17 protein-coding genes are annotated in these 15,597 nt (G+C 42.3%); 10 read left to right on the top strand and 7 right to left on the bottom strand.

The features are described 5' to 3' along the window. The first annotated feature begins 2 nt into the window (after window positions 1–2). From ABG082_RS17580 to ABG082_RS17560, 5 genes are all read left to right on the top strand, one after another. Entirely contained in the window at window positions 3–743 is a 741-nt protein-coding gene (locus ABG082_RS17580) for a sugar phosphate nucleotidyltransferase (RefSeq protein WP_058213476.1), read from the top strand. Next, window positions 740–1,705, top strand: a complete 966-nt coding sequence (gene rfbB, locus ABG082_RS17575) for a dTDP-glucose 4,6-dehydratase (protein WP_348936322.1) — start codon at window positions 740–742, stop codon at window positions 1,703–1,705. The genes ABG082_RS17580 and rfbB overlap by 4 nt, the downstream gene beginning before the upstream one ends. Before the next feature lie 3 nt (window positions 1,706–1,708). Further along, window positions 1,709–2,563, top strand: a complete 855-nt coding sequence (gene rfbD, locus ABG082_RS17570; RefSeq protein ID WP_213407066.1) for a dTDP-4-dehydrorhamnose reductase — start codon at window positions 1,709–1,711, stop codon at window positions 2,561–2,563. Further along, window positions 2,556–3,011: a dTDP-4-dehydrorhamnose 3,5-epimerase family protein gene (locus ABG082_RS17565; protein WP_008343612.1), complete on the top strand. Its 456-nt coding sequence runs from the start codon at window positions 2,556–2,558 to the stop codon at window positions 3,009–3,011. The genes rfbD and ABG082_RS17565 overlap by 8 nt, the downstream gene beginning before the upstream one ends. Before the next feature lie 92 nt (window positions 3,012–3,103). Then, window positions 3,104–3,895 carry an SDR family oxidoreductase gene (locus ABG082_RS17560; protein WP_348936321.1) on the top strand — a complete coding sequence of 264 codons (792 nt, stop codon included), beginning with the start codon at window positions 3,104–3,106 and terminating at the stop codon, window positions 3,893–3,895. A 15-nt stretch (window positions 3,896–3,910) separates the two neighbouring features. On the opposite strand, the gene ABG082_RS17555 is transcribed toward ABG082_RS17560, so the two are convergent. The 6 genes from ABG082_RS17555 to ABG082_RS17530 all read right to left on the bottom strand — a co-directional run bounded on the left by ABG082_RS17555 (window position 3,911) and on the right by ABG082_RS17530 (window position 10,012). Next, window positions 3,911–5,104, bottom strand: coding sequence for an aminotransferase class I/II-fold pyridoxal phosphate-dependent enzyme (locus tag ABG082_RS17555; protein WP_213407064.1), 1,194 nt, complete (start codon window positions 5,102–5,104; stop codon window positions 3,911–3,913). Window positions 5,105–5,121: 17 nt separating this feature from the next. After that, entirely contained in the window at window positions 5,122–6,543 is a 1,422-nt protein-coding gene (locus ABG082_RS17550) for an ATP-grasp domain-containing protein (RefSeq protein WP_348936320.1), read from the bottom strand. Between the two features lie 14 nt (window positions 6,544–6,557). After that, window positions 6,558–7,319 carry an SDR family NAD(P)-dependent oxidoreductase gene (locus ABG082_RS17545; protein WP_008343608.1) on the bottom strand — a complete coding sequence of 254 codons (762 nt, stop codon included), beginning with the start codon at window positions 7,317–7,319 and terminating at the stop codon, window positions 6,558–6,560. Then, window positions 7,316–8,023 (bottom strand): cupin domain-containing protein, encoded by a 708-nt coding sequence (locus tag ABG082_RS17540; RefSeq protein WP_008343606.1) that lies wholly within the window; start codon window positions 8,021–8,023, stop codon window positions 7,316–7,318. The genes ABG082_RS17545 and ABG082_RS17540 overlap by 4 nt, the downstream gene beginning before the upstream one ends. 1 nt (window position 8,024) lies before the next feature. After that, window positions 8,025–8,630: a bacilysin biosynthesis protein BacA gene (locus ABG082_RS17535; RefSeq protein WP_047945786.1), complete on the bottom strand. Its 606-nt coding sequence runs from the start codon at window positions 8,628–8,630 to the stop codon at window positions 8,025–8,027. 149 nt (window positions 8,631–8,779) lie between these two features. Next, a complete protein-coding gene (locus ABG082_RS17530) occupies window positions 8,780–10,012 on the bottom strand; it encodes an MFS transporter (RefSeq protein WP_039963017.1) in 1,233 nt (410 codons plus the stop codon). Window positions 10,013–10,157: 145 nt separating this feature from the next. Here ABG082_RS17530 and ABG082_RS17525 point away from each other — a divergent pair, with 145 nt between their 5' ends. Then, complete coding sequence (locus tag ABG082_RS17525) at window positions 10,158–10,637, top strand: Lrp/AsnC family transcriptional regulator (protein WP_008343601.1); 480 nt, start codon at window positions 10,158–10,160, stop codon at window positions 10,635–10,637. An 84-nt stretch (window positions 10,638–10,721) separates the two neighbouring features. Then, complete coding sequence (locus ABG082_RS17520) at window positions 10,722–11,690, top strand: alpha/beta hydrolase family protein (protein WP_348936319.1); 969 nt, start codon at window positions 10,722–10,724, stop codon at window positions 11,688–11,690. A 121-nt stretch (window positions 11,691–11,811) separates the two neighbouring features. Here ABG082_RS17520 and hemQ read toward each other — a convergent pair whose 3' ends face one another. Beyond that, window positions 11,812–12,582 (bottom strand): hydrogen peroxide-dependent heme synthase, encoded by a 771-nt coding sequence (hemQ, locus tag ABG082_RS17515; RefSeq protein ID WP_224558801.1) that lies wholly within the window; start codon window positions 12,580–12,582, stop codon window positions 11,812–11,814. A gap of 239 nt (window positions 12,583–12,821) precedes the next feature. On the opposite strand from hemQ, the gene pta reads away from it, so the two are divergent. The 3 genes from pta to ABG082_RS17500 all read left to right on the top strand — a co-directional run bounded on the left by pta (window position 12,822) and on the right by ABG082_RS17500 (window position 15,595). Then, window positions 12,822–13,793 carry a phosphate acetyltransferase gene (gene pta / locus ABG082_RS17510; RefSeq protein ID WP_008343597.1) on the top strand — a complete coding sequence of 324 codons (972 nt, stop codon included), beginning with the start codon at window positions 12,822–12,824 and terminating at the stop codon, window positions 13,791–13,793. Window positions 13,794–13,929: 136 nt separating this feature from the next. Next, window positions 13,930–14,781, top strand: coding sequence for a MurR/RpiR family transcriptional regulator (locus ABG082_RS17505; protein WP_041091375.1), 852 nt, complete (start codon window positions 13,930–13,932; stop codon window positions 14,779–14,781). A 142-nt stretch (window positions 14,782–14,923) separates the two neighbouring features. After that, window positions 14,924–15,595: an RraA family protein gene (locus tag ABG082_RS17500; RefSeq protein ID WP_348936318.1), complete on the top strand. Its 672-nt coding sequence runs from the start codon at window positions 14,924–14,926 to the stop codon at window positions 15,593–15,595. The last annotated feature ends 2 nt before the right edge of the window (window positions 15,596–15,597 follow it).

Below are 15,597 nucleotides of genomic sequence, written 5' to 3'. Positions count from 1 at the left end.
ATGTGAAGGGAGTTATTTTAGCAGGAGGAAAGGGATCACGGCTGGCACCATTAACGAAGATTTTCAACAAACATTTGCTGCCGGTTGGTCCATATCCGATGATTTATTGGTCATTATTCAAACTGAAAGAAGCAGGAATTGTAGATGTGATGCTGATTTCACAGGAAGAACAAATTCCGTTGTTTCAAAAGTTATTGGAAGATGATCGTGAACTTGGGATGAACATTGTGTATCAAGTACAGCCAGAAGCGTCTGGTATTTCCGATGGTTTATCCTATGCAAAGCCCTTTGCTCAAGGGGAAAAATTTGTGCTGATGCTTGGTGATAATGTATTTGAAGATTCATTACGCCCTTTTGTTGACGTCTTTCGGCAGCAAGAAAGCGGAGCCAAGGTTCTATTGAAAGAGGTGGCAGATCCAAAACGGTTTGGCATTGCAGAAATTGATCCTGCTCATCATCGAATTTTATCAATAGAAGAAAAGCCAGAGCATCCGACGTCATCTTACTGCGTCACGGGCATCTATTTTTATGATCAAGACGTCTTTCAATATATCGAGGAAATCTCGCCGTCAGATCGAGGTGAACTAGAGATTACTGATGTGAACAATCTCTACATCTCAAATAGCCAGCTGACCTATGATATGTTAAAAGGGTGGTGGATTGATGCAGGAACACATGAATCTCTCCACGAAGCATCAACAAAAATGTTTGAAACGATGAAGGAAAAAGAGGGATACGAATGACGAAGTCTTATTTAATTACAGGTGGAGCAGGGTTTATTGGACTGAATTTTGTGAAGCTGCTGCTTCAAGAATCCGATGTCCGGCTGACCGTGTTTGATAAATTAACATATGCCAGTCATCCAGAGGAGATGGAACATTTATCAAAGCTGCCTCATGTCCGTTTTGTCCAAGGAGATATCACGCTGCAAGACGAACTAGATCAAGTATTTGATGAAGCCTATGATGCCATCATTCATTTCGCAGCAGAATCACATGTCGATCGCAGTATTGAGTCAGCAGAACCCTTTATCCAAACAAATGTCCTTGGTACCTATCGTATGCTTGAAGCTGTCTTAAAGGGAAAGGCGAATAAACTCATTCATATTTCCACAGATGAAGTATATGGAGATTTGGAGCCGGATGATCCTGCTTTCACAGAACAAACACCACTCTCACCGAATAATCCTTATTCAGCAAGCAAGGCAAGTTCAGACCTGCTTGTGAAATCTTATATCCACACCCACCAATTACCCGCAATGATCACAAGATGCAGCAACAACTACGGACCTTATCAGCATGAAGAAAAATTAATCCCAACCATTATTAGAAAAGCGGTCAATGGTGAAAAGATTCCGATTTACGGAGACGGCCAGCAGATTCGCGATTGGCTCTATGTAGAGGATCATGCGAGAGCCGTAAAACAAGTAGTAGAAAACGGAACAGTCGGTCAGGTGTACAATATTGGCGGAGGCAACGAGAAAACAAATCTTGATTTAACCAAAACCATTCTCACACATCTAGGCATCTCTCATGACCAAATCGCGTTTATTCAAGACCGGAAAGGGCATGACAGGCGGTATGCCATTGATGCCAGTAAGCTAAAAGAAGAGCTCGGCTGGGTGCAGGCAACTTCATTTGAAAAAGGTATCGAAAAAACGATCGATTGGTATCGTGCCAAATATGATCAAAGTGAAGAAGGGTGACCGATGAAAGTTTTAATCACCGGTGCAGGCGGCCAATTAGGGAAAGAATTGACGAAACAGCTGAAAGAAAAAGACATCACCGTCATTGCTTTAACAAGGAGTATGCTGAATATCGCAGATCAACAGGCAGTCAGACATGCAATGAGACATTTCCGTCCGGATATTGTTGTCAGTGCGGCTGCTTATACGTCTGTGGATCAATGCGAAACAGAAACGGAAAAAGCCTATCTTGTGAATGGGATTGGCGCCTACTATACAGCGCTGGAGGCTAAGAACGTAGGGGCAGATGTGTTACATGTCAGCACAGATTATGTATTTGATGGGCAAGCGGATACCCCTTACCAAGTTGATGCACAAGCAGATCCGCAAACCATTTATGGAAAGAGTAAAAAACTTGGAGAAGAATTGATTCATCTTGTGTCAGATGAAGTGAAGATCATTCGGACATCGTGGCTCTATGGACATGAGGGACATAATTTTGTGAATACCATTCTTCGACTGGCTGAAACGAAGGATCATTTGCGCATCGTCAATGATCAGTTAGGGTCTCCTACTTATACAAAGGATGCCGCAGAAGCTTTGATTCACTTGTTTGACCAGAAAGCAGGTATTTATCATGTCAGTAACCGAGCTAGCTGTTCATGGTTTGACTTTGCGACAGAAATTGTGGCAGCAAGCGGTCTGTCTACGACAATTGAACCCATTTCCACTGAAGAGTATGGATACCAAACACCTCGGCCCGCCTACTCTGTTTTAGATCTGCAAGCGATTGAAGCGACAGGCTGGAAGCCAAGACACTGGAAAGACGCACTTCACGAATACTTGCAGAAAGAAGGGAGATTCGAGCAGCATGATTGATGGTGTACAAACGAAAAAACTCATGAAACATTGTGATGATCGCGGCTTTTTCGCAGAGCTTATTCGAGACGACGAACCGATGCTGAAGCGCTTTGGGCAGGCGTCGTGGTCGAAAAGTTTCCCGGGAGTCATCAAAGCCTTTCATTATCATGAAAAACAAGACGATGTTTGGTTTTTCCCAGCAGGTCATGCACAGGTCGTTTTATACGATTTGAGAGAAGATTCCCCGACAAAGGGTCAAACCGATGTGTATTATATGGGGGAAGATAATCCGATGCTGCTCCTCATCCCAAAGGGAGTTGCACATGGCTACCGCGTATTAGGGGAGACGCCGCTGCAGATTGTTTATTTTACAACAGAATCGTACGACCCAAAAAACCCAGATGAGAAGAGAATTGCGTGGAATGATGAGGCGATCGGATTTAACTGGGAAACGACATTTAAATAGAGAAGAGAGGCCTTTCGCAGGAGAAAGGTCTTTTTTTGTTGAAATACATTCTATATGTGTCATTTTATGTATATTGATGAAAAGGGATGTGGATGAGTTTGTCTAAAAGAATTGCATTTGTAACAGGGGCAAGTACAGGCATTGGAAAGGCAATCGCAATAAAACTTGCCGCTCAGAGCGATGTGAAGGTGATCATCAACTCTAGAAATATGGCCTCACTTGAACAGACGAAACAGCACATTCAAGATATGACAGAAACAAAGGAACCGCTGTCTCTATTCTGTGGAGATATGTCGCTTGAAGCAGTGAGGTCAGAAGCCTTTGAACAAATAGAAAAGGAGTTTGGCAGACTCGATGTGCTGATCAATAACATTCCAGGAGGAAAGCCAGATACATTTGATTCATGTGAAACTGACCAGATGCTGGCTGCTTTCTCCCAAAAAGCCATCGCTTACGTCGATACAATGAAGCGTGCAGCAGCATTGATGAAAAGACATGAATATGGACGGATCATTCAAATTGTCGGGAACCTGTGGAAGGAACCTGGTGAACAAATGTTTACGAATAGTATGATGAATGCAGCGATTATTAATGCCAGTAAAAATGCAGCGACACAGCTCGCGTCGTCTAGTATTACGGTAAATTGTTTAAATCCAGGTTTTATTGCAACCGATCGGTATGAACAATTTATCGGCAATATGATGACGAATCAGGGATTGTCACGAGAGCAGGCTGTACAAGCTGTCGCATCAGGTATTCCAATGCAAAGAGTGGGCTCAGCGAGTGAGATGGCGTCATTGGCAGCTTTTATGGCATCAGAGGAAGCTTCTTATATCACAGGTCAACAAATCTCCGTAGACGGTGGAACGATGAAAAGTATATAAACTGAAAAAAACCCGCTATAGGCGGGTTTTTTGATGAAATCGAATGGGGAGGATGGACAGGCGGTCGATAAAGAGAGCAAGCTCCTCAATCGGGGCAACCATTGAAATGCGTACATGACGGCTTCCATTGGCTCCAAATACTCCTCCGGGCGTGACGACAACATCGGCATGTTCGAGTAAATAGTCAGCAAAGGCATGAGAATGTTCAAAGTCATCAGGAATCGGAGCCCATAAATAAAAGGCGCCGGGTGGACGTTCGATTGTCCAGCCAAGCTTTCTCGCCGCTTGCCGGATGAAGAAATTGATTCGTTCAAGGTATATCGCCTTTAATGATTGAATATGACGGTCATCACTTTGCAAGGCAGCAGTCGCTGCATGTTGAAATCCGCCATACATACTGACAAACACGTGGTCTTGGAAGGTGTTGATGGCTTGGATGATCTCCTCATTTCCAACAGCAAAAGCGACTCTCCATCCTGCCATATTAAAAGTCTTTGATAGAGAATATAATTCCACTCCTACACTTTTCCCGAGAGGAGTATTCATGAAGCTCACGGGTGTTTGTTCATAATGAAATGAACCATAGGCGAAATCATGAATAACATACAGCTCGTGAGTGGCCGCAAAGGCAGCAGCCTCTTCAAAGAATGCCTCATTTGCAACAGCACCCGTGGGGTTATTCGGATAATTCAAGAACAGTACTTTTGCTTTTTTGACTATGTCAGGATCAATTGAGGAGAGATCTGGTAAATAGCCATTTTTCTCTTCAAGTTTGATACTGTATGGCTTGGCGTCCGCCATCAAAATGCCTGAATGATATTCAGGGTATCCTGGATCGGGAACGAGTGCGATATCTCCTGGATCAAGCAGACACTGACTCATGACATACAGCCCCGTTTTTCCGCCAGTGAAAAGAGCAATTTCCTTCTGCGGATCAATCTCAGCACCGAATTCCGATCTATAAAAATCTGCAATGGCTTGTTTGAAAAAGTCAAAGCCTCTAAAAGGGGCATATTGTTGAAATGGCAAAACACCCGCTGACTCCTGTAGGGCACTCACGATATGGGGAGGAGTTGGTAGATCAGGGTTTCCCTGACCTAGATTCATGATGTTTGCTCCGTTTTTTGTCTTTTGAGCTATTTTTTCAAAGACGGTGCCGAATTTCTGTTCAGGCAGCCGTTCAATCATTTTAGATGCTAACATTTTCACCACAGCAGCCTCTCTTTCTATCCCTTCACTAATTCATCCATTAACTGAATCGTTGCCTGTTTCTGAATGTTGCGGATGGACGCGGCAACATCTTGTGAGGATGATCCTTTTAATTCAAGAGATACGATTCCATTAAAAGCTTCAAATAAATCAAGATCCACCATAGTCCCTTTGGCAGGGAATGATTGACTGACAATCGCAGTATCTCCAACGAATGCTTCCTGCGGAATAGACACATGATCAATGGTGATATGTGTGGATTCAGGTGGTATGTGCCCACTCTCTTTAAAATGCTGAGGATACAGGTGGCAGTCCGCTACATAAAATGTATGTCCAGAAAGCAGCTGTTTTGGCAGTACAGCCTTTTTTCCATCAACTAATACATCAATCAATAGCTTGGCCATATCGACGCCAAAGACCTTTTTAATATTCGGGATCATATTCCAGCCAGCGAATCGAGCCGCTGATTCGATCAGTCCAGTTTCTCGATTTTTCATGAGTTTGATTTCTGTATGGGTTGCACAATGTTCAAGACCTAGCCCTTCATTTGCCTTCCTTGCTGCTTCAATGATGATTTGCTTGGCTTCATTGTCTAAGATTGTCGGAGTGATATGAGCCGTTTCTGTAAAGCCGATTTGAGGGGTTTTATCATGTATGACAAAAGGGAGATATTCGTCCTCTACGACCAGCCCTTCTACACTGACATAATCAGCATATCCTTCATCTTCATACCAATCTTCGTAAGCACCCTCTAAATACGTTTCAGCGACAAACGGTGCTTCATACGTGACAGCGTCTGGGACTGGTATGGTTTCCAAATACGATTGTACTTGTAAAAACAAGTCATCACTTCCGGCTTTGTCATGAAACAAGGTGACGCCAATAGAACTGGCTAAATATGTAGGCTTTAAAATGAGCGGTGTTCCGATAGACTCAATGGCTTTTTGGAAATCAGATAAAGTCGTGACAGGCTGAGTTTTCACCGCTTTGACACCAGAGGCGTTGAATGCAGCCCTCATTTGGCTTTTATCACGCGCCATTTCGGCTGCCTTGACACCGGCGCCTCGTAGCCCAAGACGTTCAGCGGCCTTTGCCATCGGTGCAATGAATAATTCATTATTGGTCGTGATTGCATCTGCTTTGAAAAAGGAAGCCACTCGAATGAAGTCTTCCACAACTTCTTCTTCTGATTTTGGATAATCATCATGTGCCCAGTAAATAGAATCAGGGTGTTCAAAAGAAGGGTGTGTCTCAAAATAATCACGGTCTTTGATGACGGCAATGGAGTATTTTTCGATTAGCTTGGCATGTCCCTTTGTAATCGCAAAGGGTCTTGGGATATAAGAAACGATATGGTATGATGCCGCCACGCTTTCATAAAACATATGGGGCGGGCACCCACCTAGATCAGCAATGACAAGTACAGTTTTTTTACTCAATGAAAGCACTCCTTTTATCTAGCGGTGTAACCGCCATCTGCAGTGACGACACTTCCAGTCATATAGCTGGATAGGTCAGAGGCGAGAAACAGCATCACGCCAGCAATTTCTTCAGGTTTTCCAAGTCGTAACATAGGATTCACCTTTGCTTTTTCCTTTTTGACGATCTCGAGACTTTCTGTGTGGTTGTCTAAAAAGGACTTCTCGTTTAATGGTGTATCAATGATGCCAGGGGCAATACAATTTACCCTGATTTGATGAGCGGCATAGTCAATGGCCATTGATTTGGTGAGCTGAATGACACCGCCTTTTGTTGCATTGTATGCCGGAATGTCAGGCCAGCCCACAAGACCTCCGACAGATCCGGTATTGATAATACTTCCACTCTTCTTTTCAAGCATATGCGGCAATGTATGCTTACTCATGAGAAAGACGCCGGTCAGGTTGACCTGAAGAATACGATGCCAATCCTCCAGTGCCATCTCATGAATGGGTGAGACAATTTCGATGCCTGCATTGTTAATGAGGACATCAATGGCACCGAATCGGCTCAACACGCTCTGAACGGTTTGGTGACAGTCAGACTCCTTCGTAATATCTGTTTTAAAAAATGCAAGGTGCTCATGCGGCAATGATTCAATGAGTTGGTTGCCGCTACTTTCATTGATGTCAGCGACAGCTACTTTTGCTCCATGCTCGAGGAAGAGCTTGACAGCAGCAAGCCCAATCCCCGACGCACCTCCTGTAATAAGGACAACCTTTCCGTCCAGCTTCATTTCTTCACCTTAGATGCCTTTGGTTTTAAGCGATTATAGCGAGGAGGGAAGAAGAGATTAATAGACTTTGATGCTTCTGGCTTTGGATTGATGGCCCCATGATCTTCCCTTGGATCACAGAAATAGGTGGTGCCAAATTCCATCTTTTCTGTAAAGCCTTCGATTGTCATATCATACCCTCCGCTGATGCAAATGCCGATTTGTTCATTTCTATGTTTATGAAAAGGCATTTCTCCGCCGTTTCCAGGGATATTGGCAATCATCAGCTCCATCCAATCCTCCACAAAAAAAGTCACTTCCATGCCAGGGAGTAAATCCCGTGTTTTGAAAATGTCTAAGAAATAAGTGGGTGGAGCTGTATATTCTTCGTCATCCTTTAATCTCTTAATATCAATGGCGATCACTTCTTCATCTGTCAGATTTGAAGCGCCGTGAGGGACAAACGGTGGTGCGATATAGGCTGATTCTAAAGGGGTGAGCAGTTGAGTCGATTGGCCGACAGTCATTTGAAGCTCGCCTTTTAATACAATGCCGATTTGTGCTTCGGGATGTTCGTGAGGTTCAATGATTGTGTGGGGAGGGACGTATGAAATTAACACTTCCGTACCGCCTCTTACAGTGGAATATTGGATAACGCCATTATCCCATTCTAATTTTTTCGCTTGAGGAAAATATCGTTCTTGCGTCTTTTGTTCAGTTTGCATCTTACATCTCTCCTTTTCCGAATATGGACCAGCTCATGGGTATACTTTTAAACGTTCGAATGAAGATGAGGCCATATGTGGCTCTTGCCACCTCATTCGTTAAAGCAAAATCAAATTCGCCGTCCCTTACTTTCTGCGCGGCAGTACTTGTAGAATTAACAAGTTCAAATTCAGCATTTTGGTGAATGAAATATTGAATTAAATTGACAGGTGCAGGATGTGAGACAATTTTTAAATGGTGGAGCATTTGTTCATTGAATGGGAAATCAGGTCTGACAGCCAAACCATACATGGGCGTGTCACATCTGAAAATTTGTAAAAGCTGTAGATCTGGTCTCATGTAGAAGTGTTTGATGCCTTCATATGCGTGTGGAACGAGAGTAAATTGAAGTGGTTGAGAGAGAGTATGTTCAATGCAAGTTTCGAATGTGTCATAAAGGGATAGTTTCGTATGAGTGCCGAGTGTAGTGGTGGATTGAGAGATGAAATGTTTTGCTGCGTATTCACTGCTTGTCCCCTTAGGGCCTAGTGTGTTGACTGTAAACATCTTGGGTGAAGGGCTTGGCTCTTCTTTGAAATGAAACACATCATCATTCTTTAGGATCATGTTTACCATCCAATCTTTTTCAAATTTTTACTAGATTATAAAATTTAAAATTGGCAATTGTCAACAAATTTTATAAAAAATGTAATATATGATGATATTAAAAATTGATCTAAAAAACTGCACATATCGAGATGTGCAGTGAAATGTGCTTACGTTTCAAGTGTAGTTGGCTGTTTTTTCTGTAAGGCACGTTCTCGTTTATAGCTGCCGAAGCTGATGATAAAACCAACAAGTGTGATCAATGCACAGACAAGACCTACCGTATGATATCCGAAATGGACATAAACGGGTCCCATCAGTGCGGAACCGAGCATAACAGCAAGGTTGGAGGCAAGGCTGTAAAAAGCCATCACTTTCCCGCGATGGGTTTGAGAGCAGTCGCTTAGAACGGTGCTTAGAAGCGTGACAGATAAGCTTTGCATTGCACCCCAAATAAATAGGGCGAAAATCAGCAACATCCACGAGAATGGCGCATAAGGAAGCAAGGCTAGAACAAGCGCAATTCCACCCAGCACGAAGACAAGGGAACGGGTTTTACCGAACCAGTCTGCTAATTTTCCAGTAAACATACTCATAGAAAAGCCGACGCCATAAGCCATAATAAGAAGTCCAGCTGTTGATTGTCCGCCATCAAACAGACTTTGCAGATAAGCACCTAAAAACGAGTACATGCCGTAAAATCCAAGCATATTGCAAAACGTCACAGTCAAATAGGCAGGCACACGATCAATTTTCAAAGCTCCCCATAAAGAGCCTGTTGTCTCTCTAGCTTGAGGTGCCTTCGGATCAGCTGCTCTGACTTGTTTTCTTGATTCAAGGATGACGAGCAGCAGGACAATGAGACTCATCATAGCGAAGATCCAAAACGTCCAGCGCCAGTTTAAACTCTGGCCGATAAAGGCGCCAATGGGCACACCAAGGACAAGAGAAAGAGACCAGCTCGATACAATGAGTCCCATCACTTTGCCGCGGTATTCGTATGGAACCCGGTCGCCCACAAGAGCATAGGCTGTTGGCACAAATACACCTGTCGCCAGCCCAGAAATAGCACGGCCTGCAAAAAACACTGCCAAATTTGGGGCAGCAGCACACATCACTGTTCCAATTAAAAAGAAGGACAGCCCAATTATCAAACACAGCTCTCTTGAATATCGGTCCCCTAAAGGAACGAGTAGCGGAGCTCCAACCAGCACAGCTAACCCATAAATGCTGATGGAAAGAGCGAGAACATCAAGAGAGTGCTGAAAGGAGTTTGATAAATCAGGCAGCAGTGGTGAAATCACCAGTTCCTCCGATCCCGCCGCAAAAACGCCAAGTGTGAGTGCAATGGCAAGTGTGATGGGAAATGTTTTAGAAGCCTGGCTGTCTAAAGATTCTTTCATCAAGTGATCCCTCCATACTTGCTTTTTCATTCAATTCCGTTAAAATAAATTCTACCATTATTTAGTTTTATTTTACATTTCGTATCATAAGTATCATCATAAAATACTTTTCAAATGGAACGATTTTGGGATAGGAGCGTAACGAATGAAAATCACCGATGTGGATGTGCATATTTTAAACGAATTGAGAGAAGATGCCCGCTTATCAATGAGGGAATTGTCCAAACGAGTGAATTTATCGGCGCCTGCGGTAGCAGAAAGAGTGCGAAAACTAGAGGATGCAGGGATTATCGAAGGGTATTCTGTTCAAGTCAATTATAAAAAGCTGGGTCTGATGATAGACTGTTTACTGGAAGTCACCGTATTAAATGGGGAGTATCAGCGTTTTGTGACATTTATGAACCAGCATCCACGCGCCTTTTTTGCTTATCGAGTGGCAGGACAGTCCTGTTTTTTCATTAAGCTGTCTGTTTCTTCTCTTGAAGAAATTGAAGCCTTTATTCAAGATGTGTCTGGCTTTACAAAAACGGTCTCTCATATTGTCTTATCAGAGCATTCCTTTACCCATCCCATTCAGGAACGTGTGAAACAAATAGAAGAGCCAGAAATGACCGTGGTGAAATAGAAAAAGGACCTGCCCTCAGGTCCTTTTTCCTCTATACTAAAATATTCGTATAGTAATCATTTGTGATTAAAGGAGTTAAATCTTTTGAAGCTTTTAAAAGTAATAGATTACGTAGCATTAATGGATATGCACAGAACAAGAAGCAAAGAAAGTCACTATAATCATTTGCCTATTGACGTATGTGATAGGGATCTTTTTTTTAGTGCTCAGCCAATTGATTTAGAATTTCACATCAATAACCATACAGCAAACTTAAAAAGTGGAATCTTTTCTTTTCATTCAAGCATCAAATCTGGTGAAGATAAGAATGACAAGGTTTCTGGGGAAGTGTTTTTACGAAAAGAGTCAAAGCACAAGCCCAATGTAATCTTCGTACATGGTTGGCGAATGGATTCATACGACAGAATCAAGAAGATTTATCACGATAAGATCGTTAAAAATTATGATTGGAACATGTATTACTACACGCTGCCTTATCATTTCGATAGAGAACCACAAAATTCAACATATTCTGGTGAACACATGATTAGCGCCAATATCAGTCGAACAGTGCAATCCTCCCAGCAAGCTATTGTTGAACTTAGAGGGCTGATTAAATGGATCAAGGAAAATGAAGGTGGAGAAATAATTGTAGTTGGTATTAGTTTAGGAGGGTGGCTAACAAACTTATTAGCAACAGTCGAGAAAGATGTGAATATTGTTGTATCAGCTTTTTATGCGAATAATATTGCGCATTCCATCTGGAACACTCTTCCTGGGAAGTATATACGAAGAGATCTGGAGGAACATGGAACAACGTATGAAGAGCTCGACAAAGCTTGGGATATTATGAATCCTAGTAAAGCAAAACTTCTCGTAGACAAAGAAAATGTACTCTTAATATCAGGAAAATATGACATGTATATCGACATAAACGATGCTGATACTCTGTGGAATAGCTGGAATCAACCTCAAAGGCACATATACAGTTGTGGGCATGCGGGAATTGTACTATCTAGAAATAGAATAGCAGCCGACACACTTCAATTTATTGAAAGTAGGCTAAAGAAATAAAATGATGTTCATTTAGTTTTGTTTCTTACTTATCCTGAAAATGATGTTTTTCATGATATGATCACCTTTCTAAACAAATACATAAAAAAGCTTCGGAGAGATCCGAAGCCTTAAGAGTTTATCATACATGGAAATAAGACGCTAGCTGCTCGTTTGCTAATCGGTTTCCAACAAAGAAGGAACCAAACTCGCCGTAACGTGCACTCACTTCATCAAATCGCATTTCGTAAACCAATTTTTTAAATTGAAGCACATCGTCAGCGAAAAGAGTGACGCCCCACTCATAATCATCAAAGCCAACAGAACCTGTAATGATCTGTTTTACTTTCCCAGCATAGCTTCTGCCAATTAAGCCGTGACTTCTCATAAGGGATTTGCGCTCATCCATTGAAAGCATGTACCAGTTGTCATTGCCAGAACGTCTTTTATCCATTGGATAGAAACAGACATATTGAGAAGTAGGAAGCTCTGGATAGAGGCGCGCACGTACATGCGGGTTCTCGTAAGGGTCTCCGCCATCTCCGCCTCCTGCTAAGTAGTTGCTGAGTTCAACAACTGACACGTAAGAATAAGCTGGAATCGTAAACTCAGCTAGTCGTGTCTTGTTGAATTCAAGTTCAATTTCACCTAGTTCTTCCATGGTCGGACGTAAAATCATGAGCATAATATCTGCTTTTTGGCCGACAATACTATAGATTGTTTGGCTTCCAGCCTGATTGTGCTCGGCTGTTTTCCATTTTTCTAATAGACCTGTGAACTCATGAATGATGGCTTGACGCTCATCGCTTGTCAGCAGCTTCCAAGCCGTCCAGTCGATCGTTCTAAAATCATGCAGCGCATACCAGCCATCTAGTGTTTGAGCTGCTTCATTTGTTGTATGTTGTTCGCTCATTTATTTCACTCCTATTTACAGTTTTCCATCTGTTCCAACTATAACACAGTTTGTCCAAATGAAGATGTGATCAAAACTTGAACGACGAAAACGCTTTTCTAGAAATTGATTTAATTAGTTTGAAAAATAAGAATTTAAATTGTAAGCGCTATAATGTAAGTTGGTAGTTTGAATTTATGTAGAAGAAGAGTATGCTTAAAAGAGAACGCTTTTTTTGTAAAATCAAGGAGGGTATTGAAGTGGCAGATATTTTTTCAACAGTTCAGGAAAAGGTTGCAGGTAAAGGAGTTAAGATCGTTTTTCCTGAGGGAATGGACGAACGCATTCTAACAGCCGTTCAAAAACTAGCAGATGGCAAAGTATTGCAGCCAATTGTTGTAGGTAAGAAGGAAGAAGTAGAAGCAAAAGCAAAAGAATTAGGTCTTACACTTGATGGTGTTGACGTGTATGATCCTCATACATATGAAGGTTTTGAAGATCTTGTGCAAGCTTTCGTTGAAAGACGTAAAGGCAAAGCGACAGAAGAGCAAGCGAGAAAAGCATTACTGGATGAAAACTACTTCGGTACAATGCTTGTGTATAAAGGTCTTGCAGACGGCCTTGTAAGCGGAGCAGCACACTCAACTGCTGACACAGTGCGCCCAGCACTTCAAATCATTAAAACAAAAGAAGGCGTAAAGAAAACTTCTGGCGTCTTCATTATGGCTCGCGGCGAAGAGCAATATGTGTTTGCTGATTGTGCGATCAACATTGCACCAGACAGCCAAGATCTTGCTGAAATTGCGATCGAAAGTGCAAACACAGCAAAAATGTTTGACATTGAACCACGTGTGGCGATGCTTAGCTTCTCAACAAAAGGCTCAGCAAAATCAGACGAAACAGACAAAGTGTCTGAAGCGGTTCGCATTGCAAAAGAAAAAGCACCTGAGCTTGTTCTTGATGGGGAGTTCCAATTCGATGCAGCTTTCGTTCCTTCAGTGGCAGCGAAAAAAGCACCAGATTCCGTCATCAAGGGCGATGCTAGCGTATTTGTTTTCCCTAGCCTTGAAGCAGGAAACATTGGCTACAAAATTGCCCAGCGCTTAGGTAACTTTGAAGCTGTAGGTCCAATCCTGCAAGGTCTAAATCAGCCAGTAAACGATCTTTCAAGAGGCTGTAATGCCGAAGACGTTTATAATCTTGCGCTGATTACAGCAGCTCAAGCACTATAAAATAGCATCTCGACTAGAGCAGTCAGTACGATAGATTCGTGCTGGCTGTTTTTTTATGTTGTCCAAATGTGTACAATAAAGGGTGAAAAGAAAACACGAATCGTAGATAAAGCCGATAGGATAGGCAGGTGCTATAATGGAGGATTTAATATATAAACTTCAGCATAAGGTCGCATTTTTAACCGATGCGCAGAGGAGAATTGCAGATTATATCGTACAAAATCCAATGGAAGTCGCTTTTTTAACTGTCGATAAATTGGCGTCAAAAGTCGGGACGAGTACAGCAACGATCATGCGCTTCTCTGCTGCTGTGGGGTATTCCGGTTTTTCTGAATTCCAAAAAGAGCTTCAGTCAGCTATGAAGCATAAAGCCGACCCTCAAACGAGACTTGAAGCGAATCTCAAGCATTCAAATAAGAATAAGCTCCTGCATGACCATGTAGAACTGCAATTTCAAAATATCCAGTATGCACTAGACAATATCACGGAAGAAACCTTTCAGCAGATTGTTGGGAAAATAGCCAGCGCACGCCACGTTTTGTGTACAAGTGTTCGAAGTGGAAGACCTGTTGGTGAGTATCTGTCACTCGGAATCAATCGGTTATTGGGGAATTGCCAATACATTGATGCAGACAAAAGCGACTGGGTGGATGATTTGGTTCATTTCAACTCTAGTGATTTCATTATAGCGGTCAGCTATCCGCGTTATGCAAAACGCATGAAGGACTTGTTGGAAGCAGCGAAGTCTTATGGGGTGGAAGTGCTTTTAATCACAGACAGCTACAGCTCTCCACTAACCAAATATGCACAATATGTATTACCATGTTCCTCAGCAAGTGTAGGCTCTCATAACTCTGTCGTATCTGCTATCTTTATCGTCGATTACATTTTAAGTGCCTTAGCGATGAATGATCCTGAAAGAACAAAACCACGTTTAGATCAAATCAATCATATGTTAACGAAAATGAGTTACCACACAACACATTAGTCGTGTGGAACTCATTTTTTTATTTTTTGAAAGCGCTTTACTAATTGAAAATGAGGTGGTATGATCATATCACAAAAGTAATAAATATTACATTAATAAAAATAAGTGTAATGAATATAACTCAAAGGGGATGATGGAAACAATGAGTACTGTTCATTTCGTGTCAAATGATCTTATCGCTAGGGCAAAAAAGCTTAACTCGACCTTGCTGTCAGACGTAATGGGATGCACCGGCGCGATGGATCATCAGATCAAACCAGTTGCGAAAGGCATGAATGTAGTCGGCACAGCTTTTACTGTTAGCTTACGGCCAGGGGATAATTTATTTCTTCATCAAGCGATCTACTCTGCTAAAGAAGGAGATGTACTGATTGTTGATGGAAAAGACCATAAGGGTCATGCCTATTTAGGGGAATTGATGGCACATTCAGCAAAGGCTGTAGGAATAGAAGGAATCGTGATTGACGGGCTTGTTCGCGACAAACTCTCTTTAGAGGAGCTGGCTTTTCCAATCTACAGTAAGGGATTTATGCCAAACGGACCTTATAAAGATGGTCCTGGGGAATTGAATCAAACCATCTCGTGCGGCGGTGTCAAAGTAGCCCCAGGTGATCTAGTCATTGCTGACGATGATGGAGTCGTCATCGTTCCAAAGGAAAAGGCGGAACACCTGCTGACACTAGCGGAAGAGAAACAAGCGTATGAACATCAGAGATTAAAAACGATTCAACAGTATGTGAACGAAGGAAAGCAAGACATCAGTCTCTTAGCACCGGCATGGCTGGAAGGCAGAATGAGAAAATTTCAAGGATAGGG

Origin of the sequence: Bacillus sp. BS1807G30, assembly GCF_040047675.1 — a bacterium.
Taxonomy (GTDB): Bacteria; Bacillota; Bacilli; order Bacillales; family Bacillaceae; genus Bacillus; species Bacillus altitudinis.
This window is presented reverse-complemented; position numbering and strand designations above follow the sequence as displayed.